Source organism: Ethanoligenens sp., from assembly GCF_047718355.1.
Taxonomy (GTDB): domain Bacteria; phylum Bacillota; class Clostridia; order Oscillospirales; family Ethanoligenentaceae; genus Ethanoligenens.
The window spans coordinates 1-16156 of sequence record NZ_JBDNLG010000003.1 but is presented as its reverse complement, the minus strand read 5'-3'; the positions used below and the strand labels follow the sequence as shown (position 1 = coordinate 16156).

The 16156-nt window shown below is 48.8% G+C and carries 21 protein-coding genes, 1 tRNA gene and 1 pseudogene; 15 read left to right on the top strand and 8 right to left on the bottom strand.

The window, feature by feature from the left end:
- Positions 1-76: 76 nt before the first annotated feature.
- The 3 genes from ABF463_RS00855 to ABF463_RS00845 all read left to right on the top strand — a co-directional run bounded on the left by ABF463_RS00855 (position 77) and on the right by ABF463_RS00845 (position 2799).
- Positions 77-763, top strand: a complete 687-nt coding sequence (locus tag ABF463_RS00855; RefSeq protein ID WP_415531640.1) for a response regulator transcription factor — start codon at positions 77-79, stop codon at positions 761-763.
- Positions 764-861: 98 nt separating this feature from the next.
- Positions 862-2247, top strand: a complete 1386-nt coding sequence (locus ABF463_RS00850) for a sensor histidine kinase (RefSeq protein ID WP_415531639.1) — start codon at positions 862-864, stop codon at positions 2245-2247.
- A 282-nt stretch (positions 2248-2529) separates the two neighbouring features.
- Positions 2530-2799 (top strand): acylphosphatase, encoded by a 270-nt coding sequence (locus tag ABF463_RS00845; RefSeq protein WP_415531638.1) that lies wholly within the window; start codon positions 2530-2532, stop codon positions 2797-2799.
- 117 nt (positions 2800-2916) lie between these two features.
- Here ABF463_RS00845 and ABF463_RS00840 read toward each other — a convergent pair whose 3' ends face one another.
- The 3 genes from ABF463_RS00840 to ABF463_RS00830 all read right to left on the bottom strand — a co-directional run bounded on the left by ABF463_RS00840 (position 2917) and on the right by ABF463_RS00830 (position 6483).
- Positions 2917-4203: an O-acetylhomoserine aminocarboxypropyltransferase/cysteine synthase family protein gene (locus ABF463_RS00840; RefSeq protein WP_415531637.1), complete on the bottom strand. Its 1287-nt coding sequence runs from the start codon at positions 4201-4203 to the stop codon at positions 2917-2919.
- A gap of 299 nt (positions 4204-4502) precedes the next feature.
- Complete coding sequence (larE, locus tag ABF463_RS00835) at positions 4503-5336, bottom strand: ATP-dependent sacrificial sulfur transferase LarE (RefSeq protein ID WP_415531636.1); 834 nt, start codon at positions 5334-5336, stop codon at positions 4503-4505.
- A 43-nt stretch (positions 5337-5379) separates the two neighbouring features.
- On the bottom strand, positions 5380-6483 hold the full coding sequence (locus ABF463_RS00830; RefSeq protein ID WP_415531635.1) for an AI-2E family transporter: 1104 nt from the start codon (positions 6481-6483) through the stop codon (positions 5380-5382).
- A gap of 331 nt (positions 6484-6814) precedes the next feature.
- On the opposite strand from ABF463_RS00830, the gene ABF463_RS00825 reads away from it, so the two are divergent.
- The gene (locus ABF463_RS00825; RefSeq protein ID WP_415531634.1) at positions 6815-7000 is read left to right on the top strand and encodes a hypothetical protein; all 186 of its coding nucleotides are present in this window, start codon (positions 6815-6817) and stop codon (positions 6998-7000) included.
- Between the two features lie 13 nt (positions 7001-7013).
- Positions 7014-7262 carry a spore coat protein gene (locus ABF463_RS00820; protein WP_415531633.1) on the top strand — a complete coding sequence of 83 codons (249 nt, stop codon included), beginning with the start codon at positions 7014-7016 and terminating at the stop codon, positions 7260-7262.
- 107 nt (positions 7263-7369) lie between these two features.
- Here the strand turns inward: ABF463_RS00820 and ABF463_RS00815 are convergent, their stop codons facing one another.
- From ABF463_RS00815 to ABF463_RS00805, 3 genes are read right to left on the bottom strand one after another with little or no spacing between them, the layout of a single operon-like run.
- Positions 7370-7609 (bottom strand): zinc ribbon domain-containing protein, encoded by a 240-nt coding sequence (locus ABF463_RS00815; protein ID WP_415531632.1) that lies wholly within the window; start codon positions 7607-7609, stop codon positions 7370-7372.
- Positions 7606-7791: a hypothetical protein gene (locus tag ABF463_RS00810; RefSeq protein WP_415531680.1), complete on the bottom strand. Its 186-nt coding sequence runs from the start codon at positions 7789-7791 to the stop codon at positions 7606-7608. Before ABF463_RS00810 ends, ABF463_RS00815 begins: the two co-directional genes overlap by 4 nt.
- Complete coding sequence (locus ABF463_RS00805) at positions 7778-8407, bottom strand: TetR/AcrR family transcriptional regulator (RefSeq protein ID WP_415531631.1); 630 nt, start codon at positions 8405-8407, stop codon at positions 7778-7780. The genes ABF463_RS00810 and ABF463_RS00805 overlap by 14 nt, the downstream gene beginning before the upstream one ends.
- A gap of 179 nt (positions 8408-8586) precedes the next feature.
- Here ABF463_RS00805 and ABF463_RS00800 point away from each other — a divergent pair, with 179 nt between their 5' ends.
- The 10 genes and pseudogenes from ABF463_RS00800 (at position 8587) to ABF463_RS00755 (ending at position 14758) form a co-directional block, all read left to right on the top strand.
- On the top strand, positions 8587-9039 hold the full coding sequence (locus tag ABF463_RS00800) for a GtrA family protein (RefSeq protein WP_415531630.1): 453 nt from the start codon (positions 8587-8589) through the stop codon (positions 9037-9039).
- A gap of 172 nt (positions 9040-9211) precedes the next feature.
- A tRNA-Arg gene (locus tag ABF463_RS00795) sits at positions 9212-9288 on the top strand.
- Positions 9289-9384: 96 nt separating this feature from the next.
- The gene (locus ABF463_RS00790; RefSeq protein ID WP_415531629.1) at positions 9385-9591 is read left to right on the top strand and encodes a DUF4177 domain-containing protein; all 207 of its coding nucleotides are present in this window, start codon (positions 9385-9387) and stop codon (positions 9589-9591) included.
- A gap of 166 nt (positions 9592-9757) precedes the next feature.
- Positions 9758-9949 (top strand): annotated as a pseudogene (locus ABF463_RS00785) (ATP-binding protein); the annotation flags it as partial.
- A 160-nt stretch (positions 9950-10109) separates the two neighbouring features.
- A complete protein-coding gene (locus tag ABF463_RS00780) occupies positions 10110-10835 on the top strand; it encodes a LytR/AlgR family response regulator transcription factor (protein WP_415531628.1) in 726 nt (241 codons plus the stop codon).
- Between the two features lie 6 nt (positions 10836-10841).
- The gene (locus ABF463_RS00775; RefSeq protein WP_415531627.1) at positions 10842-11267 is read left to right on the top strand and encodes a hypothetical protein; all 426 of its coding nucleotides are present in this window, start codon (positions 10842-10844) and stop codon (positions 11265-11267) included.
- On the top strand, positions 11267-12568 hold the full coding sequence (locus ABF463_RS00770; protein WP_415531626.1) for a GHKL domain-containing protein: 1302 nt from the start codon (positions 11267-11269) through the stop codon (positions 12566-12568). The genes ABF463_RS00775 and ABF463_RS00770 overlap by 1 nt, the downstream gene beginning before the upstream one ends.
- Before the next feature lie 158 nt (positions 12569-12726).
- Positions 12727-13227, top strand: a complete 501-nt coding sequence (locus tag ABF463_RS00765) for a zinc ribbon domain-containing protein (RefSeq protein ID WP_415531625.1) — start codon at positions 12727-12729, stop codon at positions 13225-13227.
- A 39-nt stretch (positions 13228-13266) separates the two neighbouring features.
- Entirely contained in the window at positions 13267-13791 is a 525-nt protein-coding gene (locus ABF463_RS00760; RefSeq protein ID WP_415531624.1) for a zinc-ribbon domain-containing protein, read from the top strand.
- Positions 13792-13816: 25 nt separating this feature from the next.
- The gene (locus ABF463_RS00755) at positions 13817-14758 is read left to right on the top strand and encodes a zinc-ribbon domain-containing protein (protein ID WP_415531623.1); all 942 of its coding nucleotides are present in this window, start codon (positions 13817-13819) and stop codon (positions 14756-14758) included.
- Positions 14759-14905: 147 nt separating this feature from the next.
- Here ABF463_RS00755 and ABF463_RS00750 read toward each other — a convergent pair whose 3' ends face one another.
- Positions 14906-15778: an IS3 family transposase gene (locus ABF463_RS00750; RefSeq protein ID WP_415531679.1), complete on the bottom strand. Its 873-nt coding sequence runs from the start codon at positions 15776-15778 to the stop codon at positions 14906-14908.
- Between the two features lie 11 nt (positions 15779-15789).
- Complete coding sequence (locus ABF463_RS00745; protein ID WP_415531622.1) at positions 15790-16077, bottom strand: transposase; 288 nt, start codon at positions 16075-16077, stop codon at positions 15790-15792.
- Positions 16078-16156 lie beyond the last annotated feature (79 nt).

Below are 16156 nucleotides of genomic sequence, written 5' to 3'. Positions count from 1 at the left end.
GATTGAGACTGGGCGTCTCGGTAATGGACTTGTATAAACACGCATCTCCACGATTGAAATACAGGAGAAAATCGGCATGGCAAAAATGGCATTCGTGGTGGAAGACGAAGAAAACATCCGGGAAGTCATCAAATGCGCATTAGAATCCTGCGGTCTGCATGTCTTGGGATTTGAGGAGGCCGAATTGCTTTTTCCAGAGATGGAAAAACATCTGCCGGATCTGATCCTGCTGGACATTATGTTGCCCGGCATGGATGGATTGACTGCACTGCGCCAGATTAAAGCGGGGCCCGCGGCCCATGTACCGGTTATTCTGCTCACCGCCAAAAGCAGCGAAATCGACAAAGTGACCGGTTTAGATTTGGGCGCCGACGATTATGTCACCAAACCGTTCGGCGTATTGGAACTCATGGCCCGGGTACGCGCCGCTCTGCGGCACACCGACCAATCGGGTTCCAGCAAAAGCGTGCTGACCTCACATGGTATCCGCCTCGATAAGGAGCGTCACGAAGTCACTTTGAATGAAAGGGCCGTCGAATTGACGCTCAAGGAATTTGAATTGCTCAAGCTGCTCATGGAAAATCAAGGGAAGGCTATGACACGCAATAGCCTGTTGGACAATGTTTGGGGCTATGGGTATGCCGGCGAAACCCGTACGCTGGATATGCATGTACGCAGTTTGCGGCAAAAACTAGGTGCGGACTGTGATGGCGGGCGTTTTATCACCACGGTGCGCGGTGTTGGATATAAGTTCGACGGTTGAGAAAAACAATCACCTTTATTATATGGCCGTGTGCGCTCAGCTCGCACACGGCCTTCCGTTTCCGCAAAACAAATGTATTCGGTGCAGGGGGAATTAACATGCTCAAGCGTTCCGTTTGGTGGGCATCTGCTTTAGCGGTGCTGGTAGGCGTATTGGCGTGCAGCGGCACATTGGCTTTGTTCACAGATACTATGCAACCCACCGCAGGCTATGAAAATATTGTTTACAGTTTGCTTTTTGGTCTGCTGGCAGGCGCTGTTACCGCGCTGTTCACCTGCCTGCATGTGCAAAGACGTACGGAACAATGCATGAACGGCATCATACAGGTCTTGGAACAATTGCGTCAAGGCGTTCGAGACAGCAAGCACATCACCATACAGGATGCATTCCTTCCGGGCCAGGCCCGTGTTGGGGAATTGCTGATGCAGATCTCACAGGCGAGTGAAAAAGTGCATTCTGAACGCGCACGTGCCGATGATATGCTCAACAATATGAATGAAGGCCTTGTAGCCTTGGACAATGCCCTCACCATTGTGGTAATGAACAAACGGGCAGCCGAGTTTTTCAAATCCGGCGATGAAAACATGCTGGGGCAAAACCTGCTGCATTTGACCCATATGCCAAGGCTCATTGAAGCCGCCACCCAAACGATTGCAACCGGCCAAGCGGATTCGTTTGATTGGGAGGACACCGAGCGCCGCCTCACGCTGCAAATCTCCATCAGCGCCGTGAATGGGATTGTTGCGGAAAAAAGCAACGGCGTCATCCTTTTGATTACCGATGTGACCGCCGTGCGCCGCACTGAACAGATTCGCTCTGAATTTGTAGCCAATGCGTCACATGAACTCAAAACCCCGTTAACTGCTATTAAAGGGTTCGTAGAACTGATGGAAGCTGACATCATTACCGAACCGGAACAAGTAAAGGAATATTTGGGACGCATCCAAAAAGAAACAGAGCGCATGATTGAACTCATCAACGACATTCTTCACTTATCAGAATTGGAATCGGTGAACGCCGATGTGGGCTTCACCACCGTCAGCATGAAGTTGACCGCCCAGCGTGCGGTTGAATCAGTTGCATTGTCGGCCCATAAACGGAACATAACAGTAGAAGTGAAAGGTGACATGGGGACATTGCGTGCCAACCCGGATCGCATGACACAGCTTGCGTTAAATCTCATCGACAATGCGGTCAAATATAACAAACCGGACGGCCGTGTGCAAGTGGAGATCTCGTCTAAAGACGGCAATGTTCTGTTTTGCGTCAGCGATACCGGCGTAGGCATCCCCCCCGATTCAACACAGCGTATTTTTGAACGGTTTTACCGGGTGGACAAAGGTCGCAGCCGCCGTCAGGGCGGCACTGGATTGGGGCTGTCCATCGTCAAGCATATCGTGGGGCTGTACCGAGGTCACATTGAGATTGAAAGCGCTGTTGGAAAGGGCACGACCATCACTGTTATTTTGCCTGCCAACCTATAATATTACCCCGGCACTTACCTATAGAAGCGTATTGTCACCGAAACAGTGCACTGCATGGCCATTTAATCTATGATTACATTAGCACTGTTGCTTTGTTCCTCATTGCCAATGTAATACTTGCTCAAGCAGCGCATAGACCGGTATCGCCGGTCTATGCGCTGCTTGTTGCCAGGCTATACGCGGGAATGGAAATTTGCTATAATACAGACAAGAATCCAAATCAAGGCGCACACGGCTTGTACAGCCGCCGACAGGCGGGTCGTATTAAAAGGAGGGCGTTGCATGAAACGATATCACATGCTGGTGTCCGGCCTGGTGCAAGGGGTCGGTTTTCGTTACTTTGTCTGGCAAACAGCCCTGCGTTTGGGCCTGATTGGTTGGGTAAAAAATCTGGACAGTGGGGAAGTCGAATTGGAAGCGCAGGGCGCACCCCATAAACTGGACCGTTTCACCAAAGAGGTGCAAAAAGGGCCTCGTTTCTCTCATGTAGACCATGTCGACATACAGGAGGTTGAGACAACCTCTGATACCGGATTTCAAATTTTAAATTGAATAGACCGGATGTCTCCGGGATATGCCGCGTACAACAAGCATCCCCGTACAGGATAATTCCTGCACGGGGATGTATCATATGAAAAGGGATTCATATCATCGTTTAGAAAAGATCGTTTACACTGCCTGATTGAGCGCTTGATCCAAATCCGCAATCAAATCATCCGGATCTTCAATCCCAATAGAAAGCCGAATTGTCTCCGGACCAAAGCCCGCAGCCTTCTGCTCTTCCGCTGTAAGCTGCTGATGCGTTGTGGAAGACGGATGAATGACCAACGATTTGGCATCGGCCACATTGGCAAGCTGCGAGAAAATCTCCAGACCATCAATGAATTTCTTGGCTGTGTTAACGTCGCCCTTCACATCAAAGCTGAAGATCGAGCCGACGCCTTTTGGAAAGTACTTCTGCGCCAGCGCATGGTATTTGTTTGAGGGCAGACCCGGATAGCTCACATCTGCCACTTTCGGATGCTTGCTCAGGAAAGCCACAATCTTCTCCGTGTTGGAAACATGGCGCGCAACGCGCAGGGACAAAGTTTCCAAGCTCTGGATAAACAGCCAGGAATGCCATGGGGCCAACGTGGCGCCCAGATCGCGAAGCAGCTGTGCGCGCACTTTGACAGCAAATGCCACGCCTCCCAGATCAACATACTTGATGCCGTGGTAGCTTTCATCCGGCTCGGTAAAGCCGGGGAATTTTCCGCTGGCCGCCCAGTCAAAATTGCCCCCATCCACGATTATTCCGCCGATGGCTGTGCCATGCCCACCGATGAACTTGGTTGCGCTATGCACCACTACATTTGCACCGTGTTCAAAAGGGCGGAACAAATACGGAGTAGCAAAGGTGTTATCCACAATGAGCGGAATGCCCGCATCATGGGCGATTTTGGCAACTGCATCAAAGTCAATAATATTGATACCTGGATTGCCCAGCGTTTCGATGTAGACCGCCTTGGTCTTGTCATCGATGGCATTTTTGAAGTTTTCCGGTTCATCAGGGTCCACAAATGTGGTGGTGATGCCATAACGCGGCAGCGTGGTGGCAAACAGATTATAGGTGCCACCATAAAGTGTGCTGGCCGACACAATGTTATCGCCCGCGTTGGCCACATTCAAGATGGCATAGGTGATAGCCGCCGCGCCGGATGCCGTCGCAAGACCTGCCGTACCGCCTTCGAGCGCTGCAACGCGCTGTTCAAACACATCTGTGGTCGGATTGGTCAAACGGGAATAAATATTTCCCGGGATTTTCAGACCAAAACGGCCCTCAGCCTCTTCGGTATCTTTAAAAACATAGGAGGTCGTTTGATAGACCGGAACAGCGCGGGCTCCGGTAGTCGGGTCGGGCGATTCCTGACCGGCATGAACCTGCAATGTATCAAAGCTGTATTTTTTCTCACTCATGTGTAAAGCAACCTTTCTTTTTACCGTTCTATTCTGATGGATGCCCCTAGAGGATTCTGCGGGGCAATACGGATGTGCCTGACCCGATCCTCCGGATCAGCCGCCGCAACAGGCTATGCAAACCTGCCTGTGACACATTCGCCGGGTCGCAAGTTCCGCAGCAGACCATCCGATCATGTTAGCCATCCGCCTTTCATATAAATAACTAAATATATTGGATTTATATGTATTACTATAACCTAAACATGCGTATCTGTCAACACCCATTATGTAATTTCCACAACTTCTTTAGTAGGAAATCAGCCCTGCTTTATTGAGGAGGAAAGAACCGCGTTCATGCTTCCGGTCCGATAGCCGTTCAGATCAAGTGCCACATAAGTAAACCCTAATGCTTGTAGTGCTTGATGCACCCGCTTGGCATTTCCATTTTCAAACATGCGCGGCATCTCGTCGGGCGAAAGTTCGATGCGCGCAATATCACCGTGATGGCGCACCCGCACCTGCCGAAAACCCATATCCATAAGCAGCTGCTCTGCCAAGTCAATATCGTGCAGCTTTTGACGGGTAATTTTTTCACCATACGGGATGCGGGAAGACAGGCAGGCAAAGGAAGGCTTATCCCACGTGAGCAGACCCAGTTCCCGTGAGATAGCGCGGATATCGGCTTTGGCCAGTCCCGCGACACGCAGGGGGCTATGAATGCCCTGTTCCGCTACCGCCTGCAAACCCGGGCGAAAATCCCCCAAGTCGTCCAGATTAGAACCCTCCGCAATCTCCGACACCCCGAATTTGTCCGCAACCTTGCGGATTTTATGGAACAGCTCATTTTTGCAGAGATAACACCGGTCGGTCGGATTGTTTTCAAATCCTTCGACATCGAGTTCTTCCGAAACAATAATCTCGTGCCGCACTCCAAACGCTTTTGCGAGCGCAGCAGCTTCACGCAGTTCACGTTCGGGATAAGTAGCGGAGCGCGCCGTCACAGCCAGCACATGATCTGCGCCAAGTGCATCACAAGCGGTGCGCAGCAGCAGAGAAGAATCCACCCCGCCTGAAAATGCAACTGCCACACTGCCCAACCCGCGGAGATATGCAAGCAACGCCGCATGTTTATTTTGCAAAATAGAATCCATGATATCCATCCCTTCTATCAAACAGCTTGAAACAATATCGGCCTTAATCATGTCGTTCTCTGGCCGAAAACCGCGGAAACGGCGGAAGGCGGGTGCTTTTGCCGCCATCCTGCGGCAGCACTTCCAGCACATCCAGCAAGAATACCGCCAGCGGCAGCCCGATAACCAATCCCCACAGCCCTATCACGTGCTCTGCAATCAACAGCACCAGAAATGTAATGAATACCGGCAGCTGTGTCTTGTTGGACATCAGTTTCGGGTTAAGGACATAACCTTCCAGTGCGTGTAGAACGGCGACAAGGATTAGCACCCAAATCACCTTAGTAACACCGCCGGTCGCGTATCCCACGATACACAACGGTATCAGGGAGATAAATACGCCGGCCACGGGAACCAGTCCCAGCACAAAGATCATTGCAGCCAAACCTATGACGCTTGGAAACCCCATGATAAACAAGACAACGGTGGAAATCACTGTGTTGATACAGGAAATCAGCAGCTGTGTCTGGATGACGCTACCAAATGAATTGGAAAATTTCTTTGTGAAATATCGCATGTCTTCATACATCCAGTGCAGCTTGCTTCCTTTAAACTGCCGCAAAAAAGCACGCACCGAGGATTTGCCCAGCAAAAAGAACAGACTAAGGATCAGTGCCATAAAAATATTGACGCTGGCGGTGCCGATATTGCTCAAGAACTGCACGATGGTCGTGCCGCCATTCGCCAGATATTTGGAAATATCCACATGGCCGGATACAAACGACACGATGGATTGCAGGGAAAATTGGCTGCTGTCGGTTATTGCCGTTTTTGGTGTCGATGCAAATGTCTTATTCATACTGGTGATCAAATCGCCAATCTGGTGAACGATTACCGGGATATAGATCCACATCAAAATGACCAGCGCCAAAATGACCAGTGCATATAAGATAATCACCACAACGCGTGGATTGGTTTTTCGTTTAAACAGCTTTAGATACAGTCCACTGACGACTTTTTCGGCACTGTTTCCAAAATAAATAAACATGAACGTCAGCAAAAAAATCGAAAGCATCTTGCGCAGCCAAACCAGCACCACTATGATCGCTATAAAAATCAATATGCGCCGCACATAAGGCTTTTTGAAAAAAGCAAACAACGTTTCCATGTATGGAGCCTTTCTTCAATTCATCAACTCGAATAAATGTCTGTAATAATCTAAAACGGGGTCGCGGAAAATCAGTTTCCAGCGACCCCATGTCTTACGGAAAACCCACCGTTCCGCGCCAAGCGACGCAAGAAAAAACGGGACTGTCTCTATCATAACGCACCCTCTGGCAGGTGTCAAGTTTTTCGGTGTTCCACATTTTCCTTCAATAAATACCCTTCGCAAAAGACGACGTCCCCGTGATTTTTTTAGAAAAAACGGTGAATGGATATCATAATCCTGCCTGCGGGTGGGATACTATGCGTGTACCAAATGAAAGGAGTGTATCAATATGTCTCAACTAAACCAAATGGAATTACAAAACCTCCGGCACATGATTGGTTCTCACGAATCCGCTTATCAGAAACTGCAAGATTATGCGCAGCAGGCAAATGACCCGCAAATCAAGGCGTTCTTTGAAAAATCCGCGCAGGGCGCCCAGAGCACCAAGCAAAAACTGATGTCATTTTTGAACTGAGGAGGTATCTAATATGTTGCAGGAAAAAACCATGGTCAACGATGCGTTGGCCGATGAAAAAACAGAGTTGACGTTCTACGCAAACGCCATCTCGGAATGCGCCAATCCGCAGCTTCGTTCCACGATTCAACAGATTCGCAACAACTGTGAGACTTCGCAGTATGAACTGTTCCAGCTGGCACAGTCCAAAGGATATTACAAACCGGCCCAGCAGGCGAACGACAGCGAGGTTCAGCAGGTCAAATCCCAGCTTCAGGGCTAAATCCCCGCAAAAGTCATCCAAGCAAAAGCGCCCGCCGACACGGTGGGCGCTTTTGCTTGGATGTGCCGCAGAATTGTCTTGTTGAGCAGACCGCCTGCCACAGATCACTACCGGTTTTGCCAAGCGGGCAGCCGCGCAAGCATCTGTTCGGCCAGCACACGCGCTGCCTGCGCATCGATTCCTTGCGTCTTAATCAAAAACCCTACAGTCGCCTCCAGCTTTTCGGGATAGGACTGCATGGTGCCATCCGGCTTTGCACAGTATTTGCAATATGGTTTGCTCACATCTCCCATGGCATGATCGGCAGGCTGCTCCATCGGCATTCCGCAAGCAATACAAGTGGTCATATTAATCCCTCCACATTTGTTTTGGTGTATTCAGTAAAACAAAGCCTGTTGCCATCCGGATCCTCGAACTCCACCGCCGTACCGGTGGCAATGGCAAACGGCTCGGACAGAAACCGCACACTAAAGACACGGGCCCCCTGCACGTCTTTGATAGGTAAAAAAACATTATCATAAGCAATCATAGTGATCCTCCTTTTCTTTATCCTCATTGTTCAGCGCCACACAAATCAGCAATAGGTAATGGTCAATGAGCGTGTCCCCATAGCGCTCCAAAACGTGCCCCTCCGGTGCAAACAATCTAGCATTGAGGAGATAATAGCTAACTAGACCCATCCATGCGTTAAAGTGCAGGCTGACCGGCGCTTTTTTAATGGTTCCTGCTTGCATCCCGTGCTCTAATGCAGGGCAAAGATGAAAGGAAATCGCCGATTGCACTGCAACCCACGCCGCGCGGGCTGCTGGTGGAAGATTTTCTGTGTCGCGCAACAAGCGTGCATAAAACATCTCATATTTTCGCATGGCTTCCATCTGCGCCTCCATCACTGCACGGACAGAAGTACCGTTTGCCGATGACAAATGCGTTTGAATAGCCATTTCTTTGGTGTAGGTCTCTATCATCTCAACCACCAACTCGTCTTGTGTCCGAAAATGGGCAAAAACCGCGCCGTGAGAGACCTCCGCCGCTTTTGCGACATCCGCTGCCCGAAAAGACTGAATACCGCCATTGCAAAATTCCTGATAAGCCGATTGCAAAATTCGCTGATGCGTTTCTCGTTTTTGCTCTTCTCGCGTTTTCATTTAATTGACTCCTTGGTCATTGACTATAGTGTCATTATAATGTTTTTTTGAAATTTGTCAATGCAATGCATCCGTTTTGTGATAAACTATTCTATAGATGTACACCGCATCATATGATACGTGCAGATTTTCTCACATCTGCACAAATCAAATACTTTACGGAAAAATCAGGTGCTCTTATGGTTATAATCAAAAAGCTCCTTTTCGCATTTAAGCAACGATATCCCGCATTTTACCAACTGGTCGGGTTCTGTGTGGTGGGTGCTAGCGGTCTACTGGTCATGCTGGCGGCCTATTACCTGACGCTGGCCTTTCACGCAGACAAACAAGTGGCAAATCTTATCGGATTTGCCTCCAGTACTGCCTATGCTTATTTGATGAATTTCGTTTTTGTCTTTCAGGCCAAAACAGTGCCACCCAAACGCGCCGCAGTCAAATTTTTTGCGCTGTATATTGTTTTGTATATATTCAGTGCGTATATGGTGCATGTCTTTACAGATTTGCTGCATATCAGCGTGTTGCTCGTACCGGTTCTTAATTCTATTTTAATCACTCCGCCAAGTTTTTTGGGCAGCAAGTATTGGGTGTTCCGTGAGAAAAAGCCACAGCCTACCCACCACGCACCCTCATAACCCCTTCCGGACGGTGAATTCTGCGTGCTCTTTACAAGCGTGCGTATTTCTGATATACTATTTAGGCTATCCCGATATCAATATTTTCCCGTCCTGCTTGTTGATTGTACTTCGACAGGCGATGGGGTTATACGATTTCGAAACGAATACTTAGCACCGGTATCTCTTATACGCGCTTGTAGCTCAGCTGGATAGAGCGTTAGACTCCGACTCTAAAGGTCGCAGGTTCGACTCCTGTCAAGCGCACCAAAAAAATCCATGTGTCAGGATTCAAACTGGCATGTGGATTTTTTCTTTTTGCTATACTTGGTTTATGTTATTTATAATGCAGGAAGGAGCAAAACTATGGCACAGTATGAATATAGGTTTGTTGAAATTCCCCTCTCACCGATGACTAAGCAAGCTGATGATATTAAAAAATGCAAAGAGGTAATTGCTTCTGATGCCCAAAATGGTTGGAGACTTAAACAAGTTGTTGTACCATATCATGAGCGGTTCGGACTATTTAGAGCAAAAGGCTATGAGATTATTTTTGAAAAGGAAAATCATTAATCATGACTTCGATATGAGCATAATCAGAGCCTACATCTAAATTGAGCAAATGACACATTTTTAGGAAGAACCAGTGAAAGCAGATTGTTTTCACTGATCAGCCTGTAGGCAAAAGACACCCATCTATGGTATAATAGACCATAGATGGGTGTCTTTTGATGCATATAACAAGACCTTTTCTCAATGGAACGAAATCTTTGTCGACGTTACCATCGCTTCCGCGATTCTCGACCGTGTCCCGCACCACTGCACCGTCGTCAATATTAAGGGCGAGAGCTACCGGCTCAAAGAGAGAAAAGAATACATGAAGCAGAAACAGCGCATTGTCAACACTCTTCTTGGACAGGGGCAAACCTGATTTTTTAACATTCACTCACCGCTGTTTTCCTGCATTTTTTAACCCCCAAACCTACAAATTCAAATCGGCGTTGACAGTCATACGACATATTTAGCAGCCTACTATCTGTTTATACACATAAATACGGATAGGCTGTGGAAAATGCAGAGGTAGGAGAGCAATGAACATTGCTATATGCGACGACGATTCCAGCGAATTGAAACGGTTGAAGGCCTTACTTTATCATATCACGTCGCGCCTTGAACATATGGTACAGATCCATACATACAGCAAAAGTGCTGATCTGTTGTTCGATATCGAGGAAAACCCCAGGGCATTTGATATCTTGTTCCTCGATATGTACATTGACGAGCGTATCGGCCTGGATGTCGCTCGATATGTCCGCAGCAGAAACATCCAATGCGGGCTGGTGTTTATCACGGCTTTTCCGGATAAAATGGAGGATTGTTTTCAGTATCGCACATCCGGATACCTGCTCAAACCAGTTACGGAGGAAAAACTGGAGTGTGTCCTCTGCACGGCGCTTCAACATTTTCGGGAGAGAGCAAGATCCGTGTTCCGTCTCGATTTGAAAGATCGAGAGGTCGTCATCCCCTATGAAAAGATTCTGTATTTCGAGAGCCGGCTGAAGACCGTTTATCTATATTGTTCCGACGGCAAAGAACCACTGACCTTTTTCGCAAAGCTCACGGGAATTCCCGACCTGCCTACGGATTACTTTTACATCTGTCATAAAAGTTATATTGTCAATTTCCTATACGTCCATGAACTTGATAAATCAGGGCGCAAATTCATTTTGTATAATGGGCGGGAGATCCCCATCAGCCGCCCCTATTACAGCAAGGCTCTGGAAGCATTTACCGCCTTTCATTCCATCAAAAGGTGACGCATTATGTGGAGGTCCTTTGTCAATCGATTGATCCGTTTTGTCATCCCCATATGCTCGACAATCGCATTCGCTTCCATTCTCATCAGCGAACTGGTATTTACGAGATCCGACAGTCTCTTTGTAATGCTGAATATTATAGGGTTCGCGCTCTCCATCGTCGGGTATAATCTGTTCGCACTGCATTTGATACAGGCCATTTTAAGTCGCCAAAAACAAAAGAAACAAGACGAATGGGCAAACAGGGAACTGGGATTTCTGTTGCAGCAAACCGACCGGATGGAGTCACATCAAAAGGACATGTACAAACTGCATCACGACCTGCGCAATCACATGGGATTGGTGGATACCATGCTGCTGGAGGGTCGCTCAAAAGAGGCGGCTCTCTATCTGCGCAGCCTGCTCGAAAAACTTCCGGGGGGTGACCTCTGATGCGGCAAACGCCCTTTTCTCCATTTCTGCTGACCTATTATTTTCTCGGCTCGGCTGGAAATTCAGCCGGTATTGTTTTTTTTCTGCACCAGTTTTTAAAGCCAAAATATCGCACGTCTCTGATCTTTTTATTCTTTTTCATACCCGGGGCAGCTTTCGCGGCGTTTTATCTGGTGATCCCTCCTGTCGTACGCGATATCGCCACTATCGCTCTGACCGTCGTCATCACGGTCTTTTCCTATCATGGAACATTGAAAAACAGGATATTGACCGCTATTTTATTGCAGCTGGTCATGGAAGTCTCGGGTTTTTTCATTCTGTTGGCCCTTTTAATGAATGACATGACGGACGCGGAACTGTACCAAAACTATGCCCTCAACCTTTTCTCCAATTGTATTTTGATCAATGCCGTGCTGATCCCGCTTTCCCTTTTGCTGAAATCCATTCTCGGCCGGTTCGACGCTATAAAGGAATTTGTCAGCCGGTCTCTATTGATGTTCACCACATTGGCGCTCCTTTGCTGCCATCTTCTTCTTACAAATTATATCTTCCAGAATATCACTGCACATCATATGGTCACGGTCGTCATCAGCAGTTTCTGCCTCGTCTTTATGCTCAGCAGCTTTCTGATTCTGCTATGGATGATCCGAGGCATTTCCAGCGCGGAAAAAACGGAACGGGAAAGCATTCGGCTACGGCAGGAACGCATGCTTTCGGAAGAGCGGCTGCAGCAAATACGTGCATACAGCAAAGAACTGGGCGCACTGCGCGATCATCTAAGCACGATACTGTCGCAGGCGCTCCGTGATGTTGAATCTGGCCGTACGGAGAGTGCGATCCGCAACATTGAGCGACAACTATCGGAAACGCAGAGGGTGCGACGGCCCAAACTGATTGAAAATCATATTGCAGATTATTTCACGGAGAAACTGCGACAGCAATGCGTATGCAACCAGATCGAATTTCAATCGGCTGTCTCTTTACCAGACAAAATTGAAATTGAGGACATGGACTTCTGTACGATACTTGCGAATATAGTCGATAACGCGGTAAAAGCGAGTCTTGTATGCACGCAGGGTCGGTTTATAAGGCTGGAAATACATAATAACCTGAATATTCTGTTTGTGGGCTGTAGCAACTCCACGCGGGTGCAAAATGACGGCCGCAAGGAAAAACGGCGGTTTGGGTCATTCGGTCTTCAAAACATCCGGGAGGTCATTGACAAATATGGAGGGGACCTTCAGATACGGCGTGAATCCGAGACATTTACCATCCAGGCGATCCTTTATCTGCGCCGGTAAACCTGTGCAATTCTGCAGTTTCCTCCGCTAATTCTGTTCATTTTGAAAGACAGCGCTGTTTTCCGCTATTATGTGGAAAGCGGCGCTGTTTTGTGTAACACATTTTAGGCCGTGGACACACAGCACGGCGGTGCATCATGGAAAGGGTGGGGGATTCTATGTCATTTTTTGACGAAATCGGGAATACATTGTCAGCCAAAAGCAAAGACGTGGCCCAAAAGGCAAAAGATTTTGCGGAAGTGACCAAACTGAGCAGTCAAATTTCGCACGCTGAAGAGGCCATTCAGAGGATTTATACGCAGATTGGCCATCAATACTTTGAACGTTTTGCAGAAAAAGACGATTCTGTATTTGTCAACGAGATCCGCCAGATCAGACAGAATCTTACCGACATTGCATCCATTCAAAAGCAGATCAAGCTGATTCGCGGTGTATATCCATGCCCGCAATGCGGTGCAGATGTTCCGAACGGCAGTGCATTCTGTCCGAGTTGTGGGCGTACGATCGACGCGGCAAACGCTGCGTCGGATGTATTGCCGCAACACACCTGTGTTGCCTGCGGGGCGGCATTGCCGCCTGACGCGCGTTTTTGCCGCAATTGCGGCGCGAAGCAGGAACAGGGCGCATCAGACACGACCCGCGGCACGGATGCGCTCTAACAAACAGATACTTATTTTTCCAGTGGAGGGGAAGAACACATGTTTTGCGTACATTGCGGAAAACAATTGAGAGAGGGTACGGTGTTTTGCCCGGGCTGCGGCATGAAGCAGGCCACCGCACAGTCGGGCACCACGGACATCTCCAGCTCGCCTGCAGCAAGCACCACGACCGTACAGCTCTCAGCAAAAACGAAAAAGATTACGGCGGTAATCGCAGCAATGGCGGTCGTTTTGATCATTATTCTAGCCGCGGTGCATTCCGGCAATGGCCTCACGGGCACATGGCAGTCCGGCCTGGGGCAAACGATGGAATTTAAAGACAACGGCACCGTCATTTTGAGCCAAGGGGGCTCAACTGCCACGACAAAAGTCCGCTACACCAAAAGCAGGAATATTCTCACTTTCTATGATTCGAGCAACGGAAGCAACCCGGTCAAGCTGGTTTTCACCATCAACCATGACACACTGAAAGTTACAGGCTACCAGACCGGCAAAAACACTGTTAGCGACTATAAAGACAGTACATGGATGCAGTTCCAGAAGACAAAAAAACAGAGTTCCTAAAAACAAGAACAGAGGAGAATGCGATATGGCCTACTGCACCAAATGTGGCACGATGACCGCAGACGGAGAAAAATTTTGCAGACATTGTGGAAACGCGATGGAACATGATCTCAGCGCGTCTACCACCGCAGCTGCGACTGCGGCATCTGTCTACCGCACCCAGGCACCCGCACAAAAACTTCTATCGCCCAATCCGGCTATCAACCTGCTCAAAACCCACGGCTCTTCTGGAAAGATGCTGGTGGCCGCCATTCTTTTTTCCCTAATGGTATTGATCAAACTTATTACGGCATTCCAAGGAAATAATCTGATTAATTACATTAAACAGATACTTGGAGACAACAACCTGGGTGGACTTTCCAGCTCACTGGATCCGTTTCTCGAACCGATCCAGCAGGGAATAGTCGCCTTTAATCTTCTGTTGCTTATTCCCAATATCTTCATTCTGGTTGGACTATGGCTGTTTTTTAACGCCTGTACCGACACTACAAACCCTCGAATCAATACCAGCGGACTGACGCTCATTCAGGTCATCGTCATCATTCAGCTTGTAGGTATCTGCATCCTTGGCGCCATTATTGAGATTGCGCTCATCGCTGCTACCGCCTACACCGGGAATCTGGCAAACGGATTCGGGGCCATGGAATATGCTCAGGGAAGCATCGTTTTGTTGATAGTTGCCATTCTGTTGGTGGCGGGAATCTTCACTTTGATTATTCTGTACTACTCTGCCATTCTTTCCACAGTTAAATCGGCAAAGCATACGGTGCAAAGTGAGCGGGTCGCTGTTCCCAAATTGGCTGGTTATCTGGTATTTGTCAACTTTGCCGGGGCGGTCATCGCGTTGATTGGGGGCGCAGTATCCGGAAACGCCGCACAATTTTTTGCCTCGTTGCTCAATGCGGTTTTTCTTGTTCTGATTGCGTTGGTCGTAAGCGGTTATAAATCCGCAGTACATGGAATTTGAGGATAATGATATGAAAAAAACCTTTGGAATTTTCATAGGGATGATAATTATTGCCACACTTCTTACATCCTGCAATATGCTGATTCCAAAATCATCGTCCTGGAGAAGTCAAGAATGGTGCAGAGTGTGAACACCCCAAAGCTACGGTTAAGCAGCGAGACCTTTCGCAGCCTGCCGATACACGGTAGGCGGTAAGCCGCCCGGATTGCTGGTATAAACGCGGATGCGGTTATAATAGGTCATGATATACCGAAAAACAATCGTCTTGACCTGTGCCATCGGCATCTGTTCCGCCCGGATTTTATAGAGCTTTTCCTTTTTCAGCGTAGCAAAGAAGCTTTCCATCCGCGCATTGTCATAGCAGCGCCCGGTACCGCTCATGCTTTGCACGGCCTCATATCGGGCGAGACTTTCCCGAAAATCCGCGCTAGTGAACTGACTGCCCCGGTCACTGTGCAGAATCATACCGCGTACGTCGCGCGCCCGACAGGCACCTTCAAACGCGCGGATACACAGCTCCTTTCTCATGTTGTCGTCCATGGAAAGGCCGACAATTTCGCCATTGTAGCAGTCCAGAACGGCGGCGATGTAGAGTTTTCCGTCCATGCACGCAACTTGTGTGATGTCAGTCAGCCATTTTTGATTGGGAGCAGCCGCGATAAAGTTCCGTTGAATCAGGTTTTCCGCCTTTTGTGCCGCGGCATCTGCTTTTGTCAGTCCTTGAGGCCGGCGGACTGGCGGCTTCAGCAGGCCGCCCTTTTTCATGGCGCGCCGTACGGTGGAACGGCTGGCCTTCACGCCCCTTTGCTTCAGCGCCAGCAGAATCCGTCCCACACCGTAATTCCGGTTGTCCGGATGTTCTTCATAAATCTTTCGGATCTGGACCAGAAGAAGCTGCCACGGTCGGAGCGTGTCCTGCACCCGAAGGGAGCGGTAGTACCCGGACTCGCTCACTTTCAGGAAGCGGCACAGAGCGTGGGTACTGTACTGCCGCCGGCGTAATGTGACATATTCATGCAGCCGTTCCGGCTTTACTTCTTCCGGTCTTTTGCGAAAAAACCAAGCGCATCCTTGAGAATCTCATTAGCCTTTTGAAGCTCTCGGACTTGCTTCATCAGTTCCCTCTCGTTTTCGGAAAGCGGTGCGTCACGGCGGATTCCGCTGCCGACGAAAGCATGGTCCCCGTAGGCCTTTCGTTTCTGACGCCATTCCGCCAGCGAGTAGTACGGAACCCCGAGCTGCGCCGCCGCCTGCTTCACGCCAACCTCGTCGGACAGTTTGACCGCTTCCTCTTTAAATTCTTTGTCATATTTGCGCATTTCAAACACCCCATCATTCTTTCTTTAATTCTATCACATTTGGGGTGTTTGACCTCTGCACTTCTATGATATCCCTCCA

What these genes read in the sequence shown, in the direction of transcription:
- ABF463_RS00775 (WP_415531627.1), top strand. Translation starts at nt 10,842, where the DNA reads ATGTGGAGGTCCTTTGTCAATCGATTGATCCGTTTTGTCATCCCCATA.
- ABF463_RS00855 (WP_415531640.1), top strand. Translation starts at nt 77, where the DNA reads ATGGCAAAAATGGCATTCGTGGTGGAAGACGAAGAAAACATCCGGGAA.
- ABF463_RS00760 (WP_415531624.1), top strand. Translation starts at nt 13,267, where the DNA reads ATGTTTTGCGTACATTGCGGAAAACAATTGAGAGAGGGTACGGTGTTT.
- ABF463_RS00845 (WP_415531638.1), top strand. Translation starts at nt 2,530, where the DNA reads ATGAAACGATATCACATGCTGGTGTCCGGCCTGGTGCAAGGGGTCGGT.
- ABF463_RS00810 (WP_415531680.1), bottom strand. Translation starts at nt 7,791, where the DNA reads ATGATTGCTTATGATAATGTTTTTTTACCTATCAAAGACGTGCAGGGG.
- ABF463_RS00790 (WP_415531629.1), top strand. Translation starts at nt 9,385, where the DNA reads ATGGCACAGTATGAATATAGGTTTGTTGAAATTCCCCTCTCACCGATG.
- ABF463_RS00765 (WP_415531625.1), top strand. Translation starts at nt 12,727, where the DNA reads ATGTCATTTTTTGACGAAATCGGGAATACATTGTCAGCCAAAAGCAAA.
- ABF463_RS00840 (WP_415531637.1), bottom strand. Translation starts at nt 4,203, where the DNA reads ATGAGTGAGAAAAAATACAGCTTTGATACATTGCAGGTTCATGCCGGT.
- ABF463_RS00825 (WP_415531634.1), top strand. Translation starts at nt 6,815, where the DNA reads ATGTCTCAACTAAACCAAATGGAATTACAAAACCTCCGGCACATGATT.
- ABF463_RS00830 (WP_415531635.1), bottom strand. Translation starts at nt 6,483, where the DNA reads ATGGAAACGTTGTTTGCTTTTTTCAAAAAGCCTTATGTGCGGCGCATA.
- ABF463_RS00815 (WP_415531632.1), bottom strand. Translation starts at nt 7,609, where the DNA reads ATGACCACTTGTATTGCTTGCGGAATGCCGATGGAGCAGCCTGCCGAT.
- ABF463_RS00780 (WP_415531628.1), top strand. Translation starts at nt 10,110, where the DNA reads ATGAACATTGCTATATGCGACGACGATTCCAGCGAATTGAAACGGTTG.
- ABF463_RS00805 (WP_415531631.1), bottom strand. Translation starts at nt 8,407, where the DNA reads ATGAAAACGCGAGAAGAGCAAAAACGAGAAACGCATCAGCGAATTTTG.
- ABF463_RS00850 (WP_415531639.1), top strand. Translation starts at nt 862, where the DNA reads ATGCTCAAGCGTTCCGTTTGGTGGGCATCTGCTTTAGCGGTGCTGGTA.
- larE (WP_415531636.1), bottom strand. Translation starts at nt 5,336, where the DNA reads ATGGATTCTATTTTGCAAAATAAACATGCGGCGTTGCTTGCATATCTC.
- ABF463_RS00820 (WP_415531633.1), top strand. Translation starts at nt 7,014, where the DNA reads ATGTTGCAGGAAAAAACCATGGTCAACGATGCGTTGGCCGATGAAAAA.
- ABF463_RS00745 (WP_415531622.1), bottom strand. Translation starts at nt 16,077, where the DNA reads ATGCGCAAATATGACAAAGAATTTAAAGAGGAAGCGGTCAAACTGTCC.
- ABF463_RS00800 (WP_415531630.1), top strand. Translation starts at nt 8,587, where the DNA reads ATGGTTATAATCAAAAAGCTCCTTTTCGCATTTAAGCAACGATATCCC.
- ABF463_RS00755 (WP_415531623.1), top strand. Translation starts at nt 13,817, where the DNA reads ATGGCCTACTGCACCAAATGTGGCACGATGACCGCAGACGGAGAAAAA.
- ABF463_RS00770 (WP_415531626.1), top strand. Translation starts at nt 11,267, where the DNA reads ATGCGGCAAACGCCCTTTTCTCCATTTCTGCTGACCTATTATTTTCTC.